Annotated in this window: 21 protein-coding genes; 9 read left to right on the top strand and 12 right to left on the bottom strand. The window is 61.0% G+C overall.

What is annotated here, in order from left to right:
* Positions 1-32 precede the first annotated feature (32 nt).
* The 4 genes from COL8621_RS12555 to COL8621_RS12540 all read right to left on the bottom strand — a co-directional run bounded on the left by COL8621_RS12555 (position 33) and on the right by COL8621_RS12540 (position 5,167).
* Entirely contained in the window at positions 33-245 is a 213-nt protein-coding gene (locus tag COL8621_RS12555; RefSeq protein ID WP_093967686.1) for a helix-turn-helix transcriptional regulator, read from the bottom strand.
* Positions 242-613 (bottom strand): hypothetical protein, encoded by a 372-nt coding sequence (locus COL8621_RS12550; RefSeq protein WP_093967685.1) that lies wholly within the window; start codon positions 611-613, stop codon positions 242-244. The genes COL8621_RS12555 and COL8621_RS12550 overlap by 4 nt, the downstream gene beginning before the upstream one ends.
* A 90-nt stretch (positions 614-703) precedes the next feature.
* Positions 704-3,478: a formate dehydrogenase subunit alpha gene (gene fdhF, locus COL8621_RS12545; RefSeq protein ID WP_093967684.1), complete on the bottom strand. Its 2,775-nt coding sequence runs from the start codon at positions 3,476-3,478 to the stop codon at positions 704-706.
* Positions 3,479-3,481: 3 nt separating this feature from the next.
* Positions 3,482-5,167 carry an NAD(P)H-dependent oxidoreductase subunit E gene (locus COL8621_RS12540; protein WP_093967683.1) on the bottom strand — a complete coding sequence of 562 codons (1,686 nt, stop codon included), beginning with the start codon at positions 5,165-5,167 and terminating at the stop codon, positions 3,482-3,484.
* 206 nt (positions 5,168-5,373) lie between these two features.
* Between COL8621_RS12540 and COL8621_RS12535 the strand changes: the two genes are divergently transcribed.
* Complete coding sequence (locus COL8621_RS12535; protein WP_093967682.1) at positions 5,374-5,601, top strand: sulfurtransferase TusA family protein; 228 nt, start codon at positions 5,374-5,376, stop codon at positions 5,599-5,601.
* Here the strand turns inward: COL8621_RS12535 and COL8621_RS12530 are convergent.
* From COL8621_RS12530 to COL8621_RS12520, 3 genes are read right to left on the bottom strand one after another with little or no spacing between them, the layout of a single operon-like run.
* Entirely contained in the window at positions 5,598-7,370 is a 1,773-nt protein-coding gene (locus COL8621_RS12530) for a bifunctional molybdopterin-guanine dinucleotide biosynthesis adaptor protein MobB/molybdopterin molybdotransferase MoeA (RefSeq protein ID WP_093967681.1), read from the bottom strand. The two genes, COL8621_RS12535 and COL8621_RS12530, sit on opposite strands and share 4 nt — an antisense overlap.
* On the bottom strand, positions 7,367-7,975 hold the full coding sequence (gene mobA, locus COL8621_RS12525; RefSeq protein ID WP_093967680.1) for a molybdenum cofactor guanylyltransferase MobA: 609 nt from the start codon (positions 7,973-7,975) through the stop codon (positions 7,367-7,369). Before mobA ends, COL8621_RS12530 begins: the two co-directional genes overlap by 4 nt.
* On the bottom strand, positions 7,972-8,841 hold the full coding sequence (locus COL8621_RS12520; protein WP_093968562.1) for a formate dehydrogenase accessory sulfurtransferase FdhD: 870 nt from the start codon (positions 8,839-8,841) through the stop codon (positions 7,972-7,974). The genes mobA and COL8621_RS12520 overlap by 4 nt, the downstream gene beginning before the upstream one ends.
* Before the next feature lie 114 nt (positions 8,842-8,955).
* Here COL8621_RS12520 and COL8621_RS12515 point away from each other — a divergent pair, with 114 nt between their 5' ends.
* From COL8621_RS12515 to COL8621_RS12500, 4 genes are all read left to right on the top strand, one after another.
* A complete protein-coding gene (locus COL8621_RS12515) occupies positions 8,956-9,465 on the top strand; it encodes a DUF2478 domain-containing protein (protein ID WP_176438493.1) in 510 nt (169 codons plus the stop codon).
* A gap of 130 nt (positions 9,466-9,595) precedes the next feature.
* Positions 9,596-10,300 carry an ABC transporter permease gene (locus COL8621_RS12510; protein WP_093968561.1) on the top strand — a complete coding sequence of 235 codons (705 nt, stop codon included), beginning with the start codon at positions 9,596-9,598 and terminating at the stop codon, positions 10,298-10,300.
* Positions 10,294-11,010, top strand: a complete 717-nt coding sequence (locus tag COL8621_RS12505) for an ATP-binding cassette domain-containing protein (RefSeq protein ID WP_093967678.1) — start codon at positions 10,294-10,296, stop codon at positions 11,008-11,010. The genes COL8621_RS12510 and COL8621_RS12505 overlap by 7 nt, the downstream gene beginning before the upstream one ends.
* On the top strand, positions 11,007-11,810 hold the full coding sequence (locus tag COL8621_RS12500) for an ABC transporter substrate-binding protein (protein ID WP_093967677.1): 804 nt from the start codon (positions 11,007-11,009) through the stop codon (positions 11,808-11,810). The genes COL8621_RS12505 and COL8621_RS12500 overlap by 4 nt, the downstream gene beginning before the upstream one ends.
* 4 nt (positions 11,811-11,814) lie before the next feature.
* On the opposite strand, the gene COL8621_RS12495 is transcribed toward COL8621_RS12500, so the two are convergent.
* The 4 genes from COL8621_RS12495 to COL8621_RS12480 are packed head-to-tail and all read right to left on the bottom strand — an operon-like array spanning position 11,815 to position 14,275.
* A complete protein-coding gene (locus COL8621_RS12495) occupies positions 11,815-12,291 on the bottom strand; it encodes a DUF6505 family protein (RefSeq protein ID WP_093967676.1) in 477 nt (158 codons plus the stop codon).
* A gap of 3 nt (positions 12,292-12,294) precedes the next feature.
* The gene (locus COL8621_RS12490) at positions 12,295-13,014 is read right to left on the bottom strand and encodes a biotin/lipoate--protein ligase family protein (protein ID WP_093967675.1); all 720 of its coding nucleotides are present in this window, start codon (positions 13,012-13,014) and stop codon (positions 12,295-12,297) included.
* Positions 13,011-14,075, bottom strand: a complete 1,065-nt coding sequence (locus tag COL8621_RS12485) for an Mrp/NBP35 family ATP-binding protein (protein WP_093967674.1) — start codon at positions 14,073-14,075, stop codon at positions 13,011-13,013. Before COL8621_RS12485 ends, COL8621_RS12490 begins: the two co-directional genes overlap by 4 nt.
* Positions 14,072-14,275, bottom strand: a complete 204-nt coding sequence (locus tag COL8621_RS12480; RefSeq protein ID WP_093967673.1) for a DUF6494 family protein — start codon at positions 14,273-14,275, stop codon at positions 14,072-14,074. Before COL8621_RS12480 ends, COL8621_RS12485 begins: the two co-directional genes overlap by 4 nt.
* An 80-nt stretch (positions 14,276-14,355) precedes the next feature.
* Here COL8621_RS12480 and COL8621_RS12475 point away from each other — a divergent pair, with 80 nt between their 5' ends.
* A complete protein-coding gene (locus tag COL8621_RS12475; protein ID WP_235823859.1) occupies positions 14,356-15,093 on the top strand; it encodes a hypothetical protein in 738 nt (245 codons plus the stop codon).
* Here COL8621_RS12475 and COL8621_RS12470 read toward each other — a convergent pair.
* Entirely contained in the window at positions 15,087-17,042 is a 1,956-nt protein-coding gene (locus COL8621_RS12470; protein WP_093967671.1) for a 4Fe-4S binding protein, read from the bottom strand. The two genes, COL8621_RS12475 and COL8621_RS12470, sit on opposite strands and share 7 nt — an antisense overlap.
* A gap of 354 nt (positions 17,043-17,396) precedes the next feature.
* Between COL8621_RS12470 and COL8621_RS12465 the strand changes: the two genes are divergently transcribed.
* From COL8621_RS12465 to COL8621_RS12455, 3 genes are read left to right on the top strand one after another with little or no spacing between them, the layout of a single operon-like run.
* Positions 17,397-17,963: a DUF3305 domain-containing protein gene (locus COL8621_RS12465; protein ID WP_235823856.1), complete on the top strand. Its 567-nt coding sequence runs from the start codon at positions 17,397-17,399 to the stop codon at positions 17,961-17,963.
* Positions 17,960-18,583 carry a DUF3306 domain-containing protein gene (locus COL8621_RS12460; protein ID WP_093967670.1) on the top strand — a complete coding sequence of 208 codons (624 nt, stop codon included), beginning with the start codon at positions 17,960-17,962 and terminating at the stop codon, positions 18,581-18,583. Before COL8621_RS12465 ends, COL8621_RS12460 begins: the two co-directional genes overlap by 4 nt.
* Positions 18,580-19,191 carry a TorD/DmsD family molecular chaperone gene (locus tag COL8621_RS12455; RefSeq protein ID WP_093967669.1) on the top strand — a complete coding sequence of 204 codons (612 nt, stop codon included), beginning with the start codon at positions 18,580-18,582 and terminating at the stop codon, positions 19,189-19,191. Before COL8621_RS12460 ends, COL8621_RS12455 begins: the two co-directional genes overlap by 4 nt.
* The last annotated feature ends 39 nt before the right edge of the window (positions 19,192-19,230 follow it).

Below are 19,230 nucleotides of genomic sequence, written 5' to 3'. Positions count from 1 at the left end.
GGCTTTTTATCGGAACACTTGGTCAAGTTCCGTCAGGGGGCATCAGCCTTATCGGGATCGTTTAGAAAAATCTCCTCGATCGCCAAATCAAAAAGTCGGGCAATTTTGAACGCAAGCGGTAGGCTTGGGTCATAGCGGCCGCGCTCTAACGCGTTGACGGTTTGTCGGGAAACCCCAAGTTTGTCGGCCAGGTTGGCCTGCGACCACTTACGTTCTTGGCGCAGTGTTTGAATATGGTTCTTCATCCGTACCGCACACGTCCAACCAATACCCCAGCCACCCAAAGCGTTGCCATAATGGGCCATACGACAAACATGGACAGTTTCGGAAAACCGCTTCCTTCTAAGAAGCCGTAGCTGAAGGTGATCAGCGCAGTTCCGGCAAAGGCCAGTGCCAGTGCTTCGAACTGTAATTTACGTTGCAATTCGTCCAAACCGCGGATGCTTTTTACGATTGCGCCGCAGATAAACAACGCCGGAAGCATGGGCGCCAAGGATATCAATGTGCGTGTCAGGCCGCCTTCGATGTTTCCCGAAAGCAGCTTGTTTGAAATGAACAGCGCCGCGACATAGGCCGCAAGCCCGATCAACAGTAAAAGAAAGCCTCGTTTCATAATGCACCTTTTGTAAAGCGTGCTTTACATATCCGCTGCGGGCGAAAGATGTCAAGTACGCTTTACATTCGGTTGCCTTGGTGCGGCGGCTTATTCTGCCGCCATCCCTTCGATCACGCCTTCCACACGCACGGCTGCGAATTTGAACTCGGGGATTTTTCCATAAGGGTCCAGCGCCGGGTTGGTCAGAACGTTTGCCGCTGCTTCGACATATGCGAAGGGGACGAACACCATGTTTTCGGCCACCGCGCGGTCGGCGCGGGCCATGATGGTGATTTCGCCGCGCCGTGTAACCAGCCGCACCTTACCGCCCGGTTCAACGCCCAACCGGCGCAACGTGGCCGGGTGCAGCGATGCGTTCGCCTCTGGCTCTACCGCGTCCAGAACGGCGGAACGGCGGGTCATCGAACCGGTGTGCCAATGTTCCAACTGGCGGCCCGTGGTCATGACCATCGGGAAATCGGTGTCTGGCACTTCGTCCGGGGCGATGACATTGGCCGGAGTGAATTTCGCGCGCCCTTCGGCACGGGGGAAACCATCGCCAAAGACAATCGGCTGACCGGGGTCCGTAGGCGACAGGCTGGGGTAGGTAACGGCCCCTTCGTTCGCCAACCGGTCCCACGTGATGTTATCAAGCGAAGGCATGTTTTGCTTCATCTCGGCGAACACCTCGGCGGGGTGGGTATAGGTCCAGCCAAGCCCCATGCGGTTCGCCAGATCGGTGGTGATCTGCCAATCCTCGCGCGCTTCGCCGGGGGGCGGGGCAGCGGGGCGGCCCATTTGAACCTGACGGTTGGTGTTGGTGACCGTGCCGGTCTTTTCGTAAAACGCGGCGGCGGGCAGGATCACATCGGCAAAGTTCGCGGTTTCGGTCAGGAAGATGTCCTGAACGACAAGGTGTTCCAGCGACGCCAGTGCATCGCGCGCGTGGGTCACATCGGGGTCGGACATGGCGGGGTTTTCGCCCAGCACATACATGCCCTTAATGTTTCCCGCGTGCACCGCATCCAGAATTTCGGTCACCGTCAGGCCCTTCTGCGAAGACCAGTCGCCCGTGCCCCAAACTTCGGAAAACGCGCTGCGCACGCCGTCGTCGGTGACGTCCTGATAATCGGGTAGGAACATCGGGATAAGCCCCGCGTCCGACGCGCCCTGAACGTTGTTTTGGCCCCGCAGCGGGTGCAGGCCCGTTCCCGGCCGCCCCACATGCCCGCACATTAGCGCAAGCGAGATCAGGCAGCGCGAATTGTCCGTGCCGTGGATATGCTGCGAAACACCCATACCCCAGAAAATCATGCCCGCCTTGGCGGTGGCAAAATCGCGGGCCACGGCGCGCAGGGTCTCGGCGGGGATGCCGCAATGCTCTTCCATCTTTTCGGGGGCGAAGTTGGCAAGGTGGGCCTTCTCGGCCTCCCAGTTCTCGGTGAAGGCTTCGATGTATTGGCGATCGTACAGGCCTTCTTCGACGATGGCAGACATGATCGCGTTCAGCATCGACACGTCAGCGCCGGGTTTGAACTGCAACATATGTTCGGCGTAGCGTTTCAGCGCGGTGCCACGCGGGTCCATCACGATCAGCTTGCCGCCACGTTTGGTGAACTGCTTAAAGAAGGTCGCCGCGACCGGGTGGTTTTCGGTTGGGTTGGCACCGATGACGATGGCGACATCGGCGTTTTCAATCTCGTTAAACGTGGCCGTCACCGCGCCTGATCCGACGTTTTCCATCAACGCCGCAACGGATGACGCATGGCACAGCCGCGTGCAGTGATCGACGTTGTTATGGCCGAACCCTTGGCGAATGAATTTCTGGAACAGATAGGCCTCTTCGTTCGAACACTTGGCCGAACCGAAACCAGCCACAGACGCGCCGCCATGTGCTGATTTCAGGCCGCCCAGCCCGTTTGCGGCAGCATCCAGCGCCTCTTCCCACGTGGCTTCGCGAAAATGGGTCAGCGGGTTCGCCGGGTCAACGTTCAGGCCCTTGGCGGGCGCATCCTCGCGCCGGATCAGCGGTTTCGTCAGACGGTGAGGGTGGTGGATATAGTCGAACCCAAACCGCCCTTTTACGCACAGCCGACCTTCGTTCGCAGGGCCGTTGATGCCGTCGACATACTTCACCTTGCCGTCTTTGACCTTAAGCGAGACTTGGCAACCCACGCCGCAGAAGGGGCAGATGCTTTTGACCTGTTCATCGAAATCCTTGCTGTCGCCAACTTGCGCTGTGTCCAACACGGTGGCGGGCATCAAAGCGCCGGTTGGGCAGGCCTGAACGCATTCGCCGCAGGCCACACAGGTGCTGTCGCCCATCGGGTCGTCAAAGTCGAACGTGGGGAAGGCGTCGTGCCCGCGACCGGCCATGCCGATCACATCGTTCACCTGAACCTCGCGGCAGGCGCGGACGCACAGGTTACACTGAATACAGGCATCAAGGTTCACGCGCATCGCGACATGGCTGTCATCCAACAGCGGGATGTGATCCGCCGCCATCGTGGGGAACCGGCTTTCGGTGACGCCCTGTGCTTCGGCCATGTCCCATAGGTGCGAGGACTTGTCATGCGCGGCGTCGCGTTCGGGCTGATCGGCGACCAGCATTTCCATCACCATCTTGCGGGATTTGACGGCGCGTTCGCTGTTGGTGTGAACGACCATCCCTTCGGACGGGGCGCGGATGCACGAGGCGGCCAGCGTCCGCTCGCCCTCAATCTCTACGACACAGGCGCGGCAGTTGCCGTCGGGGCGATAACCCGGTGCCGGCTTGTGGCACAGGTGCGGGATGATCAGGCCGCGGCCATTGGCGACCTCCCATATCGTTTCGCCTTCGCGGGCCTCAACGTCCTTGCCGTCTAGCTGGAACTTGATTGTCATAACTTACACCTCATCCGGGAAGTGTTTCATGGTCAGGCGAATGGGGTTGGGCGCAGCTTGCCCCAGCCCGCAGATAGAGGCATCGCCCATCGCATCGCACAGGTCTGTCAGCAGTTCGCGATCCCACTTGTCGGCCTGCATCAGCTTTACGGCCTTTTCGCAACCTACCCGGCAGGGGGTGCATTGGCCGCAGGACTCATCCTCGAAAAAGCGCAGCATGTTCAGGGCGGCGTCGCGGGCTTTGTCCTTGTCCGATAAGATCACGATGGCGGCGGACCCAATGAAGGTTCCGTGTTCCTGAAGCGTGTCAAAATCCATCGGCACGTCGTTGATTGAGGCAGGCAACAGGCCAGCAGACGGGCCACCCGGTTGATATGCGGTGAAGGTGTGCCCATCCAGCATGCCACCGGCCGCTTCGATCAGGTCCATGATGGTGGACCCTGCGGGCAACAGATGCACACCGGGCGCCTTAACCCGGCCAGAGATGGAATAAGACCGCAGGCCCTTGCGCCCATTCTTTTCAACGCTGTTCAGAACCTCTGGCCCTTCGCGGCAAACGCGTGTCACCCAATGCAGGGTTTCAATGTTGTGAACCAAGGTCGGGCGGTTAAAGATCCCCACCTGCGCAACATAGGGCGGCCGGTGGCGGGGCAGGCCGCGCTTACCTTCGATGCTTTCGATCATCGCGCTTTCTTCGCCGCAGATATACGCACCCGCGCCACGGCGCAGGTCGATATACCCTTCGGCCACCAGCCCGGCTTGTTCCAATGCCGTGATCTCATCACGCAGCAGGTGCAGCACCGCCGGATATTCATCGCGCATATAGATAAAGCATTTCGCCGCATCGACCGCCCAGGCGGCGATCAGCATCCCTTCGAGGAACAGATGCGGAGCGCGTTCAAGGTAATACCGGTCTTTAAACGTGCCGGGTTCGCCTTCATCCCCGTTCACGGCCAAATAACGCGGTCCTTCGGCGGCCCGCACGAAAGACCATTTGCGCCCCGATGGGAAACCCGCACCGCCAAGCCCGCGCAGGCCGGATTCAAGAACCTTGTCCTGAACCGCTTCGGGGTCGCCGGTTTCCCTCAGGGCTTTCAGCGTTTCGTAACCGCCATCGGCGACATAGGCATCGAACGACTGGTGGTCGGGCATGTGGGGGTGAAAATGTTCAGCCTTGATTGCGGCCTCGACCTTTTCGGGGGTGGCGTGATCAATGTGATGGTGGCCGATTTCCAGAACCGGCGCAGTATCGCAATGCCCCATGCACGGCGCGCGCAGCACACGCACTTTCGCCGGGTCGTGCCCAGCGGTCAGCGCATCAAACAGCGCCTCGGACCCGGCCAGTTCACACGAAAGGCTGTCGCATACGCGGATCGTCAGGTCGGGCGGCGGGGCCTCGCCTTCTTTCACAGGGTCGAAATGGGCGTAAAAGGTCGCGACCTCCCACACCTCGGCCATGCTAAGGCGCATTTCTTCGGCCAAGGCGCGCAGGTGGGCGGCCGACATGTGGCCGTATTCATCTTGGATCAGATGCAGAAATTCTATCAACAGGTCGCGGCGGCGGGGTTGGTCCCCCAACAGGGTTTTAACCTGATCCCATGCCAGATCGTCCAGCTGGCGGCCCTTGGGCGTTTTGCGCCCGCGCCCCTTGCCTGATTTCCAGATGCCGGGTCGTTCGTCCAATGCCATATCTGCGATCCATTCACGGGGTTGGGTGGTGCGCTTGCGCGCGCGGCCTGATCCATCTGTGCAGAACGGGTAACTGTTTGGTCAATCTTGGAATTTCGTTGATTGATAGGAGATTTCTATCAAAATCGGATTTTTGTCGTGTTTTGAGCATGGCGTGCCGCAAACGCGCGATGGACAAGGTGTAAGCCGCTTCCTATATCTTCGCTATGACTTGGGATGACGAAGTTGATGCGTCGGGCCTTTTGTGCCCGCTGCCGGTGCTAAAAGCTCGCAAACGCCTTGGCGCTTTGGCGTCAGGTGGTGTGTTGCGTTTGGTTACAACGGATCCGGCGGCGTTGGTCGATGTGCCCCATTTCTGCGCCGAGGCTGGCCACACGGTTCTAAGCCACGATGACGGGGGCGAAGCGCAGGTTTACTTGATCCGAAAGGGTTAAACCCCGAACCCGGCATAGGGCAGGAACGTGACGGGCGTACCCGGCTTAACCGATACGGCCTCGTCGGGCAATTCGACTAACCCGGTGGCCCAAGATAGTCCGCTGATCCGGCCCGAACCTTCTGACTGAAACACCTCTGCCCGGCCATCACTGGTTAGCCGCGCACGCAGATATTCGCGCCGCCCCGGTTTCTTGTTCTTGGAAAACGCGGCTGGAACGGAGAGGGCCATCGGCGCTGCCCATCCGCCACCGGCCATCAACGACAACGCAGGGCGGGCGAAGATCAGTGTGCAGACGAAGGCCGCAACCGGATTGCCCGGCAGGCCGAAAACGGGCGTACCGTTCCACATGGCCAGCGCAAGCGGGCGACCGGGCTTTACCGCGATGCGCCAACTGGAAAGCTGCCCGCGTTCGCGCAGCAGTTTTGATACATGATCCTCATCTCCAGCCGAGGCCCCGCCCGAGGTCAGGATAACATCCGCCTGTGCCGCGCCATCATTCAAGTGGTTCGCGATTGCGTCTGGGTCGTCTTTTGCGTGGCCCAAATCGACAGCGTCATAGCCCCACTTTTCCGCAAGGCTAAGCAGCATCGGGCGGTTGGCGTCGTAAATCTGATGGGGCAGTGCATCTTCGGCAGGGTCGCCCAACAATTCGTCCCCGGTGGACAGCACACCAACGCGCAGACGGCGATGGGTGGTGATTTGGCCAATGCCAAGCGCGCTGAGCAGGGCGACATCGGGCGGGCGGATCAGATGGCCCGCGCGAAGGGCGATATCGCCTTGGCCCATATCCTCGCCTGCTTTTCGGGTGTTGGCGTTTGGCTTGATCGGGCCGTCAAACACGACCGCGCCATTATCCAGCGCGGTGTCTTCCTCTAGCACGACGGTATCGACGCCGGGCGGCAGGATTGCCCCGGTCAGGATGCGCACGGCGGAGCCACGGGGCACTGCACCGTCGAACGGTTGGCCAGCGGCGGCGCGCCCTTCGACCAGCGGCAAGCTTTGCCGCCCTGTGCCAGTGGCAGCATGGGCAAAGCCGTATCCATCCACCGCCGAATTCGGGGCGGGCGGGTTCGCGCGGCGGGCGATGCAATCCGCGGCCAGTATCCGCCCAGCCGCACGCGCGGGTGTCAGCGTTTCGTGTTCGGTTAACGGATGAAGGATGTCGCGCAGGCGGTCCAGTGCTTGATCGACCGGCACCCAATCGACGCCCTGTGGCATGGCAAAGCAGTCGTTGCGCAGCTTTGGCGGCGTAACGCTTGAGGCTGCCGTGGGCGTGACCAAGCCAACTTCGGCCAGAATGAAATCTGCGATGGCGGCGGTGTCGTTCAGGTCAAGTACGGGCAGGTCTGTCGTGACCGTGCTGTCTGTCGCGACGGCGCGGATGGTTTCATTCTGCCCGGCCAGCATGGGTTTGCCGGTTTCGGCCCTAAAGGCTTCGACCTTGGGGTGGGGCGCGCGTTTGTATCCTTCGATCAGAACCAGATCGACCGGGGTCATCCGGGCCAGCAGTTCGTCAAGCGAGGGTTCGGTTGCCCCGCGCAATTCATGCATAACGGCCCAGCGGGCGGGCGAGGATACGGAAACCTCTATCGCGCCTGCCTCGCGGTGGCGGAAACTGTCGCGGCCGGGGTGGTCGATTTCGGTGTTGTGATGGGCGTGCTTAATGGTGGAAACGCTGTGGCCGCGCGATGTGATTTCGCTGATCAGCCGTTCCATCAGCCCGGTTTTTCCGGCGTTCTTCCAGCCGGTCACGCCATAGATTTTCATGCGCCAGCCTCGGCCAACAGGGCCTCTGCTTGGGCGATGTCTTCGGGTGTGTTGACGTTAAAGAACGGGTCAAACGGGGTGGCGGGAAATTCGGCCAAACCGGCGTTGTGCTGATCCGTCCACATCACGATCTTGCGCAGCCCGTTTTCCAAAGCGCCGCGCAGATCATCGCGCAGGGCGACGGGCCACAGGCCGAATGTCGGTTGCCGCCACAGCTTGCCATCCGCGTCGCGCGATGCGGCAAGGGCAAAGCCACCGGCCTGTTCCGAAAGCCGGGCGACCAGATCGGCCGGGAAAAACGGGGTGTCGGCGGCGGCGCTGACAACATGGGTTGCACCGATGCCCGCCGCCCAATCAAGACCGGCCAGGACACCCGCCAAGGGGCCGGGGTGGTCGGCGATGCTGTCGGGTAAGACGGGCAGGGCGAATTCGGCAAATCGCGCCGGGTCGCCATTGGCGTTCAACGCGATCGGCGCGCATTGGGGTGACAGCCGTTCAATCACGTGATCCAGCAACCGTTTGCCACCCACGACCTTCAGCCCCTTGTCGCCACCGCCCATCCGGGTTGCCTTGCCCCCAGCAAGGATAACGCCCGCAACCTTCATGCTTCGGCCCCTTTGCGGCGATGCTTGCGCCCTTCGTCGGTGACTGAGGCAGGGTCAGCATCGCGGATCAGCCGTTCCTCGCCCGACAGGCAGACAAACCGTTGCCCGCGCAAGCGCCCGATCAGGGTCAGGCCGACCTGCTGCGCGATTTCGACACCCCAAGCCGTGAAGCCAGAGCGTGACGCCAGAACCGGGATTCCCATAAGCGCCGTCTTGATCACCATTTCCGAGGTCAGCCGCCCAGTGGTGTAAAGGATCTTATCCGCCGCCGGGGCGTTGTGCATGAACATCCAGCCCGCGATTTTATCGACGGCGTTGTGGCGGCCCACGTCCTCCATATAAACCAGCGGCTGGTCTTGCTGGCACAGAACCGTGCCGTGGATCGCGCCCGCCTCTAGGTACAAGGACGGGGTCGTGTTGATCTCTTTCGCGAGGGAATAGAGCCAACTGGTGCGCAGTTCGGCGGGGGGCAGGGTCAGCCCCTCTAGCCCTTCCATCATGTCACCGAAAACGGTGCCAACGGCGCAACCCGATGTGCGGGTCTTTTTCTTGACCTTCTCTTCGTACGAGGTTTCGCGTTCCGTGCGCACAACGATGGTTTCAAGCTCTTCATCGAAATCCACGCCAGTGACAGTATCGTCGGCGCGCAGCATTCCCTGATTGCGCAGAAACCCAAGGGCCAGATAGTCGGGGTAATCGCCAATTGTCATCGCGGTAACGATTTCCTGACTGTTCAGGAAGATGGTCAGCGGGCGTTCCTCAACCACCGAAATCTCGGTCTGTGCGCCGGTATGGTCGGTGCCCGTCACCCGGCGCGTAAGGCGCGGATCGTTGGGGCGCGGCGTGATGCGGCTGTGATCTGTCATCTGGCGGTCTTCCTCTTCCCGCCGCATATTGGGGGCAAGCAGGGGGGTGCGCAAGGGGCGGGCCTTGCAGTTCGTGCGCCGCGCTGAAACACTGCACCGGGGGAGGATCACATCATGCTAGGCTATGTGACAACGCAAGGGCGGGGTGCGTCGGACAGGTTGCTGTTTGATGCGGCGGTCGCGCTACGCGCCGAAGGGTTGCGCGTGGCCGGCGCGGTTCAGGAAAACGTGGAACGTGACCCGACGCGAAGCTGCGACATGGACCTGCATGTTCTGACCAACGATAGCGTCGTGCGGATCAGTCAAAACCTTGGCCGTGGGTCGCGCGGTTGCCGGCTTGACCCCGAAGGGCTGGAACAGGCCGTTGGCCTTGTCGGCGCGGCATTGGACGGGCCGATTGATCTGTTGATCATCAACAAATTCGGCAAGCAGGAGCTAGAGGGCCGTGGTTTCCGCCCCTTGATCGGTCAGGCGCTGGCGCAGGGCGTTCCGGTGCTGACATCCGTGGGCGAAGGCAAACGTGACGGGTTCGCCGCATACGCCGATGGCATGGCCGAACAGATTGAGGCCGATCTGCCTGCAGTTCTGGCATGGTGTCGTCAAGCGGCGGCGGCCACGGCGTGAATGGGCTGCGGACAAATTGTCCGGCACGGGTTTTACCCAAGGCTAAATTGACCGTTGGGTGCCCGTTTTTGGGGTGCTATGGATTCGTGATGAAGCAAGAAAAGTCGCCCATTTTGCAAAGCTTAGCGCCATGAATGATATCCTTCTGGGTCTTGCCGAGGCTGCGCGGCTGATTGTGAGCTTTGATCCGGAACTTATTGAAATAACGCTGCGATCTTTGCAGGTCAGCGTTGGCGCGATGGTCATCGCATCGGCGATTGGCCTGCCGTTCGGCGCGTGGCTGGCGATCAATCGTTTTCGAATGCGTCGTGTTGTTATCGCGCTGTTGAATGCGTTGATGGGATTGCCGCCAGTCGTGGTGGGGTTGATCGTTTACATCCTTTTATCCCGGTCTGGCCCGTTCGGCGTTTTGGGGTTGCTGTTTACCCCAACAGCGATGGTCATCGCGCAGGTGATTATCATCACGCCGCTGATCGCCTCCATCGCGCATCAGGCAATTCGTGAACTTTGGGCCGACTATCACGACCTGCTGATTTCGCTGAACACGACCAAATCCCAACGCATCCGCGCGCTGTTGTGGGATGGTCGGCGGGCGCTACTTACGGCCTCTCTCGCTGGGTTTGGCCGCGCGATTGGCGAGGTTGGGGCGATCATGATCGTGGGCGGTAACATCGACCATGCGACCCGCGTCCTGACCACGGCAATCGCGCTGGAAACCGGCAAGGGTGAATTCGCGCTGGCCCTGGCGCTGGGCTTCGTTCTGATCGCGCTGGCGATCGCGGTGAACTTTGCGATGCACGCTTTGTCCCGCACGGAAAGGAGCGGCCGATGGTAGCCTCAATCCTACCGCTGCACCTGACGGGGCTAGAGGTTCACCGGCGTGGTAAGCGCTTGCTTGGGCCGGTTTCCATGACACTGAAGGGGGATGGGACCACCGTGATAATCGGCCCCAACGGATCGGGCAAAACCACGTTCTTGCGGGCGTTGCACGGGTTGGAACGCTGCACCCATGATGCCGCGAAATGGCAGGCGGATGAAGAGACCGTTCGCGCCCGTCAGGCGTTTGTTTTCCAGTCGCCAATCATGATGCGCCGATCAGTGCAGGATTGTATTGCCTATCCTCTTATTTTGGCAGGGCAGGGAAAAACGAACGCCCGCGCGGCGGCGGCTGAGTGGGCCGAACGCGTTGGCCTGTCCGCCGCGCTGACCCGTCCGGCGCATGTTCTTTCGGGCGGTGAAAAGCAAAAGCTGGCCCTGGCCCGTGCCCTTATCCGCCAGCCCGAGCTGCTGTTTCTGGACGAACCCTGCGCCAACCTTGACGGTCGTTCAACCCGCGAGATTGAGGTGATTTTGGCCGACGCCCGCCAATCCGGCACACGTGTCGTGATGTCCACCCATGACATGGGGCAGGCCCGGCGGTTGGCTGACGATGTGATCTTTCTTTACGGCGGCCTGATTCACGAGGCAGGCCCGAAGGACGCGTTTTTCAGCGCGCCCAAGACCCCAGAGACTCGTGCATTTCTGAACGGAGATTTATTGCCATGAAACGAAGTGTGATCCTTGGTGCTGTGGTGTCTGTGTTTGTTGCCGGTGTTGCTGCGGCTGAAGAAATGAAAATGGCGGTTACGACTTCCTTTGCGAATTCTGGTTTGGCGGATGTGCTGCTGCCCCAGATTCAGGCGGATACCGGGTTAGAGGTGCAGCTGCTGATCGTCGGAACCGGCCAAGCCCTGCGCCTTGGCGCGGCTGGCGATGTCGATGCGGTTCTGGTTCACGCCCGCGCGGCCGAGGATAAATTCATCGCCGAAGGCAACGCCACCCACCGGCGAGAGATCATGTACAATGATTTCGTCATTATCGGCCCGGCGGGCGATCCGGCGGGTGCGGGCAAGGCGACCTCGGCAGATGAGGCGTTGGTTGCCATTGCTGACGCAAAGGCCCCGTTTGTCAGCCGGGGCGATGACAGCGGTACGCATAAGAAAGAGCTTTCGCTGTGGGCCTCTGCCGGGGTGGAGCCGACGGGGGATTGGTACCGCGCGGTTGGTGCAGGTATGGGGGCGGCCTTGAATACCGCGTCGGGGATGAATGGCTATATCATGTCTGACAGGGCAAGCTGGTTGAAATTCGGCAACAAGGGCGACTTGGCGCTGCTGTTCGCGGGCGATCCGGTGTTGTTCAACCAATACGCCTATATGCCGGTGAACCCGGCCAAGCACGCCCACGTAAACAACGATGCGGCGATGGCTTTGGAAGGATGGCTGGTCAGCGACACGGCGAAGGCCCTGATCGATGGCTACACCATCGCGGGGGAAAAGCTGTTCACCTTCAACGCCACAGCGAACTAGGCGCTTAGTCCAGTTCGCCGTGAATGGCGAACTGGTCTAAACCAGCTTCGTTCCCTTCGATGAAGCGGTACTGTTCGCGCACGCCTGCGTCGGTCAATTCGCGCATGACCGTCAGCACCGTGTTGGGCGCGTGATCTTCGCACAGCTCTGCCATGTGGTTTAGTTCGTCCAGTGCGGTGGGGCGGGCGACGTCCAGCGACGGGGCGCCATAAACATCGACGAAATGCTGGGCAAGCCGATCGGCCAGCGCCTCCATCTCGGACGGTTCAATCTGGGTGACGGCCACAAAGGTGACGCGCCCGAAGGTTTCCACGCCAAGCCAGCCATTTGCAAAGGCTTGGCGCGCTTTGCCGACCAGATCACCGTCTGACCAATTCGAAAACTCGAACCCGCCGCTGATCGCCCATTCACCGGTGCGGGCGGGGCTGAAAAACACGTTCTGATCGCTTTCGTCAAAGTGGATCGCACGGGCCAGTTTCATAGGTCAGTTCCTTTTCAGGCGTTCAGACAGGGGGATAAGCTGGGTCTGCCCATCCGCACCGCGCAGAAGCATACCGAAGTTTTCGTCGACACCCAGAAAGGTGCCGGTTTCCCCAGTCTTTAGGGTGACATCTTCGCCCATGTTCCAGGCCAAACCACGCCATTCCCGGTGCAGGGTTTCGCGCCCCTTTTCATCGTCTAGCTGGGTCAGCCAAACCAATGTGTGGCGCGACCATGCCTCTAGCAGGGCGACGGGGTCAACATCGGCGCAGCCTTCCAGAAACAGGGCGGTTTGATCGGGCGTGTCACCGGGCGCATCTTCAGACGGAGGGATCAGAGGCAGGGTCAGGCCAACCACCAACCAATCGGGCGCTTCGCCCGGCTCGCTTGTGCTGGCCGCAACGCTAAGCTGCCCGCAGGCCGCGCCGTTCACCAAGATGGTGCCGGACCAGTCCAGATGCACGGCGACCTCGGGCGGGGCAAGCGCGCCAAGGGCGTTTTGCAAACCAACACCAACGGCACAGAAGGCGGCCATCGCCTGTTCCAGCGGCGTTTCCGGGGCCAGAACAATGGCCGTTTCCAGCCGGTCTGGGTGCAGGTTGTACAAGACCAACCCGGCGTCACAGCCCAACGTCGCCTCTGTGCAGGCTTTGACGAACGGGTCGGAGGTGCCGGTTAATTCCTCGCCGGTCAAAAGAGGGGGGAAGTTCGGCCCTTCGCTCATGCTTGGCCCGCATCGATCAGGTGGCGGGCAAGGGCGCGGAACGCCTGTGCTTGCGGCGAGGCGCTTTGCGATACCACGATCGGTGCGCCCCCATCGGCGGCTGTACGAATGCTTAGATCCAGCGGGATTTCTGCCAAAAGAGGAACGCCCAGCTTTTCAGCCTCGGCCCGGACACCGCCGTGGCCGAATGTGTGTTCCACGTGCCCGCAGTTCGTGCAGACATGCATCGACATGTTTTCGATCATCCCAAGGATCGGCGTTTCCAACTTGTTGAACATATCGATGCCCTTTCGGGCGTCCAAAAGCGCGATGTCCTGCGGGGTGGACACGATGATCGCCCCATCCACGTGGGATTTCTGGGCCAAGGTCATCTGCACGTCGCCGGTGCCCGGGGGCAGGTCCACCAACAGCACATCCAACGCGCCCCACTGCACCTGAAACAGCATCTGTTGAAGCGCGCCCATCAGCATCGGGCCGCGCCAAACCACGGCCTCGTCTTCCTGCGTCATCAGACCAAGCGACATCATCGTGACGCCATGGTTGCGCATCGGCAAAATCGTCTTGCCATCGGGCGAGGCTGGGCGGCCAGACACCCCCAACATCCGCGGCTGCGACGGGCCGTAAACATCGGCATCCAGTAGGCCAACGCGCCGCCCTTCGGCAGCCAGCGCCGTGGCAAGGTTGGCCGAAACGGTGGATTTCCCCACACCGCCCTTGCCCGAGGCGATGGCGATAATCCGGTCAACGCCGGGCACCTTTTCGGGGCCCTTGGGTGCGGCTGACTTCATCTTCAGGTCAGGCGGCGCGGCGGGGGCGCTGTGCGCGGTCATGACCACGGAAACGGACGAAACGCCGGGCAATGCCTTAATCGCGGCCTCGGCCTGTTGGCGGGCCGGGTCCATACGTTGGGCATGGGCCGGGTCAATTTCCAAGACAAAACGGACGGCGCCGTCTTCGACATTCAGGGCACGCACCATTCCGGCGGCCACAACATCCTGCCCGCTGATCGGGTTGTTCACACCGCGCAGGGCGGCCAATACGTCGTCGCGGGTCACGCTCATTCAGCTGGTCCTGTGATCTGGCCTTCGACGATATGTTCCATGTCCAGCCCATCGACCGTCAACACAACTTTTGCGGCGAAGGTTTTACCGGCGGTGGCATCTTGGCCGGCGTTGCGCATTGCCTCTTCTATGGCTTGCTGCGACGTGACGCCGACCTGTTTCAGGAATTTCCGCATCGACATGTTGAAATCGTCGCTCATCCACTTGCTCCTTGATTTTGGCTTCGGGATTGACCGGCTTGCGGGGCCGCGCCTACGCTGAGCGAAGGGAGGCGGTCACCGTGCCGAGTATTTTTAGATATCTGATCATCGCCATGCTGATGCTCAGCCAACCGGCCGTCGCGCAAGAGCGAGAGTTCGGGTTGATGGCGGATGATACGCTGAAAGCATCTGGGCTGATGCAATATATTTTGCCCCGCTTCGCGCTGAAAACGGGGCGGCGCGCGGCGCTGGTCGATACCGACGGCGACGCCCAGTTGGGGGCAGAAGGGCGCCCGGTTCTGGCGCGCGGCGATCAGGTGTACGGCCTGACCTTGTTGAGCGAAAACCCCGCCGCTGCCTCCTTTGCTGATTGGCTGTTGTCTGACATCGGACAGCGGACCGTTGCGGCGTTCACCCCTGAAACCGGTGCGCCGTTTACCGGTGCTGCCGGGCAGGCGGGCGTTGAGCAGGCGGTTGTGTTTGATGGCGACGCTGCGCGCGGTGCCACCTTGGCCGGGCAACACTGCGGGCGTTGCCATGTCGTCAGTGATGCGACGCGGATGACCAGCATCGGGTCCACCCCATCGTTCCACGCCCTGCGGACCCTGCCGAATTGGGAGGAACGTTTCATGGCCTTCTTCGCCCTGAACCCGCACCCCGCGTTCATGCGCGTGGAAGAGGTCAGCCCTGAATTCGACCCACAGCGCCCACCGCCCATCGTGCCTGTGCTGCTGACACTGGACGAGGTTGAGGCGATACAAGCCTATGCCGCTTCTTTGCAGCCCGCAGATCTGGGCGCGCCCGTTATTCATCAGTGATCCCGGCGCTTGCTCAGGTAATCGTCGGTGGTGCGCACGCGCGGGCGTTCGGCCCCGGCAAAGGGGTTGTTAGAACTGTGATATTGCGCCGTGACGCGGCAATCGTCGCACATCTGAATAAGTCGGCCCGCCGCCGTGGTTTCAAACATCGAATGTTTGCCGGCCAACTTTTCAGTGATCCGTTCAATCGTTGATTTCACCCCAAACAGCTTGCCGCATTCGATGCAGGCAAAGGGTTCCTCTTCGTGCAGAACGCGCTGCGTGAAGGCTGCGTCGGTCGGATCCATCTGGGGCTGAAGGGTGATTGCATCTTCGGGGCAGACATTGGCGCATAGACCGCATTGCAGGCAGGCGTCTTCCTGAAAACGCAGCTGTGGTTTGTCGGGGTTGTCGATCAACGCACCCGGCGGGCAAAGCGATGCACAGGCAAGGCAAAGCGTGCAGGCATCAGTATCCACCAGCACCGCGCCATAGGGCGCCCCTTCGGGAAGGGGGATCGGTTGGTCGGCGTCTGGTTGCAACGCTTTTACCGCCGTGCGGGTAACTTGGCGGCGACCGTCCAGCGGCAAGATCGGCGTGATCTGCATCGGGATGGTTTCAGTCGCGTAAAGCGTTTCGCTAAGCGTGTCCGGATCCGCGATATCCAACAATTGCAGGCGCGGCGCGTCGGCCATTGCTGCGGCTAGGGCCAGTTCGCGTTCCAACACCTCGCGTTCGGTTTTAGGGGAAAGCAGGATGCTGACCCGCTCAAACCCCACGGCCAGCGCGGCCAGCATTTCGGCGTGACCGACACCGGCCAAAGCCTCAACCGCCATGGGGATGACATTCGAGGGCAAGCCGGTGCTGAAGCGCGCGGCAAGGGCGATCATCTCGTCCCCATGATCGGCGTCGTGGACCAAAAGGTGCCCACCGCTGCCACCGGCGGCGGCGTATGTTTCGGCCAAGGTGCGAATGCGTTGAAAGACGAACGAAACCGGCGGCGCGTCATAGCTGATCGCGCCAGAAGGGCACAGCGCCGAACAAGCGCCGCACCCGGCGCAGACCATTGGGTCAATCGCCACATGTTCCCCATCAGGGCTGATCGCGCCGGTTGGACAAACATCAAGGCACCGCGTGCAGGCGGTCTTTTCGGCGCGTGAGTGGGCGCAAAGATGCGGGGTCAGCGCGATATGCAGCGGCTTTTCGAAAACGCCGACACATTGCGCGGCATCGAAAACGGCTTGGGCCACCCCATCGATGCTGCCGGGATCGGCACGCAGGTAACCATCGCGTTTTTCGGGCGCGGGAAACAACGGGGTCTGGCCGCTTAGATCAAGGATAATATCACATTCGGTCTGCGCCCCGTCGCGCGGATCAGTCAGGGTGAAACCAGCACGTCCGCCCGGTTGAACCTGTTGCAGCGCATCAATGCGCACCTTGAAATTGCCCAACGTGCCATGTGCGCCGCGCAGACGGCCACGCACGATTTCGTAGCTGCGTGTCGGCGGCAGATCGTCGTCACCCAGCAACAGAACCGTGACGGAAAGAGCCTCTGACAGGCGTTCGGCAGCGGGAAGCGCAACCTCTGATGCGCCGATGATAAGGCACAGCCCTTCGGAAACCACGTCGCGCGTTTTGGAGGCGGGTACGGCCAGTTGGGCTTCGGCGATCAGCGCCGCCATTTTGGGGGTCGCATCGGTGCCATCCCCCCAACCGGCACGATCGCGGATATCGACGCATATTGGCGCAGGGTGGCCCATTTCGGCGGCCAATTCTTCGAACCGTTCCTGTTCTTGGGCGCAGGCGATAACAGCGTCGCCCGTGGCAATTGCCTGCGCGGCCTGTTCGACCTGATGGGTGCATAGCCCGGAATGGACGCGGGAACACGTCACCCCAGTTGCGTTGGACAGCGCGTCGGCGTCAATTGTCTGACTTCCAAGACAATCACATAAAATCAATTGCTTAGGCATATTCCTCCCTTGCTCCGCTGACTTGGCTTTTGTCGCTATTGGCAGCGGGCAGGGAAAGCTACGCATGAAAACGGGCCATCCGTAAAGCCGATTTAGGCCCGACTTGGGGGTGATTCGTCATTTTTCACGCCTTCAAATTCTCGACAGAAATAGGTGGTTTTCGCGAAGCTGGACAATTCGTCCCAACTTGGGGGTGTGACCATTTTTCTGGTGGACAATTTGTCCGTGAAACCCGCCGCGCGCCTTCAATTCCAGCGATTCGCCAAAATTGTGTTGGCCGAACCCTTTGAATGTGCCCAAATTTCGATGGGAACAGTACGCAGTCGTACACCGAAGGGGAGGGAACGGGCACTCATGGCGCTAAGTCACGCACTGATGCCGCTTGGGATTGTCATCCGGCGCAGGCCGGGTGTGACCCGTTGGGCGGCGTGGTCGTGGCAGGCTGTTGCGGTGCTTCCCGGTGCTGGACCTGCCGATTGGAAAGAGCTGCGCCGCGAGGGCGATACTGTCGAATTCCACGCTGCGACCTTGCCACTGGAACTGTGGTCTTCTGACACCGAAGCATACCTTGCAGGTTTGGCCGCGCGGGTGCCAAGTATCGCGGTTATTATGCGCCCGGCGGAAGCTGCCGAAAGCGAACAGCCCTTGGTGCCGGTGCTTGTCACCGCGTCCCCTTATGAGGCGCAGGATTATCAGGACAGCGGCGAAGAGCTGGTGGAACTGGTTCCCATGCCCGAAGGGCTGATCGCATGGGTCAAGGAATTCGCCGAAACGCACCACGTCCACGAAGAATTCATCAAGCGTAAGCGCAACAAGCACCGCGTTGATATGGTCGAGGATGGCAAGGGTGACCCGCGCATTCAGCAGATTTCGGATGTGTACAGCGTGCCCCGCCGCGCCGGACGGGGGAGGGCGCAATGACCCAACGCCCAGAAGGTTCCGATTTCTGGTCGCGCCGCCGTGCCGGTGTGCGCGCTGAGGCTGAGCAAGAGGAATTGGTCCGCGCCGAGGCTGAGGCCGCAGAGCTGGAAGCGCAGGCAGAAGAAAAGTCAGATGCTGAACTGTTGGAAGAGCTGGACCTGCCAGACCCCGACACGCTGACCGCGGGCGACGATTTTTCGGCCTTTATGAAAGAGGCTGTGCCGCAACGCCTTCGCACCCGTGCGTTGCGCCAGTTGTGGCGGACGAACCCTGTGTTGGCGAACCTCGATCAGCTTGTGGATTACGGCGAAGACTTTACCGACTCTGCCTTGGTGGTTGAGAACCTTCAGACGGCCTATCAGGTTGGCAAAGGGATGATGAAACACGTCATCGCGATGGCCGAACAAGCGGCCGAAGCGGACGCGCCTGAAGCGCCCCAAGAAGAATTAGCGCTGGTCGAGGAGGAAGAACACCTGCCCGACGACACCCCCGAGGAAGCCGATCAAACACCCGAAACCGCAGAGCCCGAGGGCCAGCGTTTCGATGAAGAAACCGCCCCACAACCCCGCCGCCGCATGCGTTTCGAATTCGCATCCGCACCGGAACAGGAGCTGAGATGACACAAATGCCCGCGACCGACCAAAACATCCCCGAAGAGGATCAGCTGCGCGCCGATCTTTACGGGTTCTTGTCGGCGCTGCTTGCCTCGCCGCCGGATCGCGCTTTGCTGGGCCGCACGGTGAAACTGGCGGGGGACGATTCCGATATGGGGCGCGCGATTACTGCGCTGTCTCGTGTGGCGACGGCCAGCACGGCAGGATCAGTGGAAAAGGAATTCAACGCGCTGTTCATCGGCTTGGGCCGGGGCGAGGTGTTGCCCTATGCCAGCTATTACTTGACCGGTTTCCTGAACGAAAAGCCGCTGGCGGTGCTTCGTCAGGAAATGCAGGCCCTGCAAATCACCCGCGCCCCGAACGTGTTCGAACCCGAAGACAACATCGCCAGCTTGATGGAGATGATGGCCGGGATGATCACAGGCCGCTTTGGCGACCCCGCCCCGGTGGAGCGGCAGAAAGAGTTTTTCAATCGGCATATCGGCCCATGGGCCGGCCATTTCTTTACCGATCTGGAGGGGGCCAAGAATTCGCTTTTCTATGCCCCGGTCGGTGCGATTGGCCGCATCTTCATGGAGATTGAAAAAGAAGCGTTTCGAATTGGCGGGGAGTGATCCGCGCCGAAGACCGGCGGGCCCGCCCGCCACCACATC

The organism is Actibacterium lipolyticum (assembly GCF_900184935.1).
Lineage (GTDB): Bacteria > Pseudomonadota > Alphaproteobacteria > Rhodobacterales > Rhodobacteraceae > Actibacterium_A > Actibacterium_A lipolyticum.
Note: the sequence above shows the minus strand (reverse complement) of the source record. Positions and strands in the feature narration are given on the sequence as shown.

Excerpts from the sequence above, each read along its gene's own strand:
- COL8621_RS12555 (WP_093967686.1), bottom strand. The coding sequence starts at position 245 with ATGAAGAACCATATTCAAACACTGCGCCAAGAACGTAAGTGGTCGCAG.
- COL8621_RS12495 (WP_093967676.1), bottom strand. The coding sequence starts at position 12,291 with ATGAAACTGGCCCGTGCGATCCACTTTGACGAAAGCGATCAGAACGTG.
- COL8621_RS12550 (WP_093967685.1), bottom strand. The coding sequence starts at position 613 with ATGAAACGAGGCTTTCTTTTACTGTTGATCGGGCTTGCGGCCTATGTC.
- COL8621_RS12540 (WP_093967683.1), bottom strand. The coding sequence starts at position 5,167 with ATGGCATTGGACGAACGACCCGGCATCTGGAAATCAGGCAAGGGGCGC.
- COL8621_RS12465 (WP_235823856.1), top strand. The coding sequence starts at position 17,397 with ATGGCGCTAAGTCACGCACTGATGCCGCTTGGGATTGTCATCCGGCGC.
- COL8621_RS12470 (WP_093967671.1), bottom strand. The coding sequence starts at position 17,042 with ATGCCTAAGCAATTGATTTTATGTGATTGTCTTGGAAGTCAGACAATT.
- COL8621_RS12515 (WP_176438493.1), top strand. The coding sequence starts at position 8,956 with ATGCTAGGCTATGTGACAACGCAAGGGCGGGGTGCGTCGGACAGGTTG.
- COL8621_RS12530 (WP_093967681.1), bottom strand. The coding sequence starts at position 7,370 with ATGAAAATCTATGGCGTGACCGGCTGGAAGAACGCCGGAAAAACCGGG.
- COL8621_RS12480 (WP_093967673.1), bottom strand. The coding sequence starts at position 14,275 with ATGAGCGACGATTTCAACATGTCGATGCGGAAATTCCTGAAACAGGTC.
- mobA (WP_093967680.1), bottom strand. The coding sequence starts at position 7,975 with ATGAAGGTTGCGGGCGTTATCCTTGCTGGGGGCAAGGCAACCCGGATG.
- COL8621_RS12500 (WP_093967677.1), top strand. The coding sequence starts at position 11,007 with ATGAAACGAAGTGTGATCCTTGGTGCTGTGGTGTCTGTGTTTGTTGCC.
- COL8621_RS12485 (WP_093967674.1), bottom strand. The coding sequence starts at position 14,075 with ATGAGCGTGACCCGCGACGACGTATTGGCCGCCCTGCGCGGTGTGAAC.
- COL8621_RS12460 (WP_093967670.1), top strand. The coding sequence starts at position 17,960 with ATGACCCAACGCCCAGAAGGTTCCGATTTCTGGTCGCGCCGCCGTGCC.
- COL8621_RS12535 (WP_093967682.1), top strand. The coding sequence starts at position 5,374 with ATGACTTGGGATGACGAAGTTGATGCGTCGGGCCTTTTGTGCCCGCTG.
- COL8621_RS12510 (WP_093968561.1), top strand. The coding sequence starts at position 9,596 with ATGAATGATATCCTTCTGGGTCTTGCCGAGGCTGCGCGGCTGATTGTG.
- fdhF (WP_093967684.1), bottom strand. The coding sequence starts at position 3,478 with ATGACAATCAAGTTCCAGCTAGACGGCAAGGACGTTGAGGCCCGCGAA.
- COL8621_RS12520 (WP_093968562.1), bottom strand. The coding sequence starts at position 8,841 with ATGACAGATCACAGCCGCATCACGCCGCGCCCCAACGATCCGCGCCTT.
- COL8621_RS12490 (WP_093967675.1), bottom strand. The coding sequence starts at position 13,014 with ATGAGCGAAGGGCCGAACTTCCCCCCTCTTTTGACCGGCGAGGAATTA.
- COL8621_RS12455 (WP_093967669.1), top strand. The coding sequence starts at position 18,580 with ATGACACAAATGCCCGCGACCGACCAAAACATCCCCGAAGAGGATCAG.
- COL8621_RS12505 (WP_093967678.1), top strand. The coding sequence starts at position 10,294 with ATGGTAGCCTCAATCCTACCGCTGCACCTGACGGGGCTAGAGGTTCAC.